Origin of the sequence: Paracoccus limosus (genome assembly GCF_009711185.1) — a bacterium.
Lineage (GTDB): Bacteria > Pseudomonadota > Alphaproteobacteria > Rhodobacterales > Rhodobacteraceae > Paracoccus > Paracoccus limosus.
Genome location: NZ_WMIF01000065.1, coordinates 1 through 1,951 on the forward strand (window position 1 = coordinate 1; position 1,951 = coordinate 1,951).

Here is a 1,951-nt window from a genome sequence, read left to right on the forward strand (position 1 = left end):
GATCAGCATCCCGTGCTCGGCCTCCGATAATCATCGAAGGCACAATGGACCCAACCCCCGGTCGGTGGGGTCCCTTTTGGACGCCGATCACCCCAGAAGCGGGGTCCTTATTGCAAGCCGTTCAACACCGGAAACCAAGGGCAAGCATCTGCGCTGACCGGCCGCACCCCGATAAGCCGGGAGGATTGCCGAGCCCCCCGAAAACACCGAGCCAGACCTTCGTCCGGCTCGGTGCAACAGATTAAAGATGGTCCTCGCGGACGCCGCCGGTATGCGGGTCGAGGTTCTCGAAATGGCCGTGGACCTCGATATCGTCCATCAACCCCTTCCACAGCGAGACGCAAAGCCCCACCATCACCACAAGGAACGGCGCCGCCGCGATGATCGAGGCCGTTTGCAGGCCGTTCAGCCCGCCCATGACCAACAGAACCGAGGCAGAGGCCCCCGCCAGCAGCCCCCAGAGCACGACGATGCCCGGACGCGGATGCGCCGTCCCGCGCGAGGACAGCATCCCCATCACCACCGAGGCCGCATCGGCACCCGACACGAAGAAGATGGCAACAAGGAACATCGCGACCGATGAGGTAAAGACAGCCATCGGATATTGCTCAAGCAGCGCGAACAGCGACACCGCCTCGCCCTTGGCATTGATGGCCTCGACCAGCCCGCCGGGGCCGACCAGTTCGGAATAAAGCGCCGTGCCGCCCATGATGGTGAACCAGACGAAGGTCACCGCGCTGGGGATCAGCAGCACGCCGATTACGAACTCGCGGATCGTGCGCCCGCGCGAGATGCGCGCGATGAAAACGCCGACGAAGGGCGCCCAGCTAATCCACCAGGCCCAGTAAAAGATCGGCCAGCTCGCCAGCCATTTGCCATCACTGAAGGCCGAGGTGCGGAACGACATCGCCACCAGATCGCTGATGTAAAGCCCAAGCGCCTCGATCAGCGTGTCCATGATAAAGACGGTCGGGCCGACCAGCGCCAGAAACGCCAGCAGGATCAGCGCGATGATCATGTTCATGTTGCTGAGGAACTGAATGCCCTTGCCGACGCCCGAGACCGCCGACATGATGAACACCACGGTCAGAACGCCGATGATCGTCAGCGAGATCGTCGAGGATTCACCGGTACTCCACAGAAAGTTCATGCCGCTGTTGATCTGCTGCGCGCCAAGGCCCAGCGAGGTCGCGGTGCCAAACAGCGTGGCGATGATCGCCAGCGCGTCGATGGTGCGCCCGATCGGCCCGTGGATGCGGTCACCCAGAAGCGGGTGAAAGGCACTGGAGATCAGCGTGGGCAGGTCGCGGCGATAGCTGAAATAGGCCAGCGCCAGACCGACGACGGCATAGATCGCCCAAGGGTGCAATGCCCAGTGGAAATAGGCATATTGCATCGCGACCAGCGCCGCCTCGCGGCTTTGCGGCACGGCCAGCCCATGCGGCGGCGAACCAAAGTGTTTGATCGGCTCGGCCACGCCCCAGAACATCAGCCCGATGCCCATGCCGACGCTGAACATCATGCAGACCCACGAGATGGTGCTGAACTCGGGCTTTTCGTCGTCATGGCCCAGCTTGATGCGCCCGAAGCGGCTGAAGGCAAGAAAGACGGCGAAGGCCAGGAAGAACGCCGTCGAAACGACGAAGCTCCAGCCGAAGGCACGGATGATCCAGTTCAGCACAGCGGTCGACGTCGAAGCCAGACTGTCGGGCGACAGCACCCCCCATCCCACGAATCCTGCCGCGACGATCAGTGCCGGCCAAAAGACACCGGGATCCAATCCGCGGTCATCTGAATTTTGCAATTCCCTCTCCTCCCTCAATTTTCGTAAGCGCGACGACGAGGCCCTATGCAGCGAGGCTTGACGCTTGGTCGTAGCACCAGGGCATGAGGTCCTCGATGCGGGATCTGGGGTGTCCGTCGAGGATGGCCCGGAGGGTATCGGCGAGGT

General features: G+C 62.6%; 1 protein-coding gene. It reads right to left on the bottom strand.

Annotated elements, in window-relative coordinates:
- Positions 1 to 241: 241 nt before the first annotated feature.
- Positions 242 to 1,780, bottom strand: coding sequence for a BCCT family transporter (locus GL279_RS19030; RefSeq protein WP_246175416.1), 1,539 nt, complete (start codon positions 1,778 to 1,780; stop codon positions 242 to 244).
- Between the last annotated feature and the right edge of the window lie 171 nt (positions 1,781 to 1,951).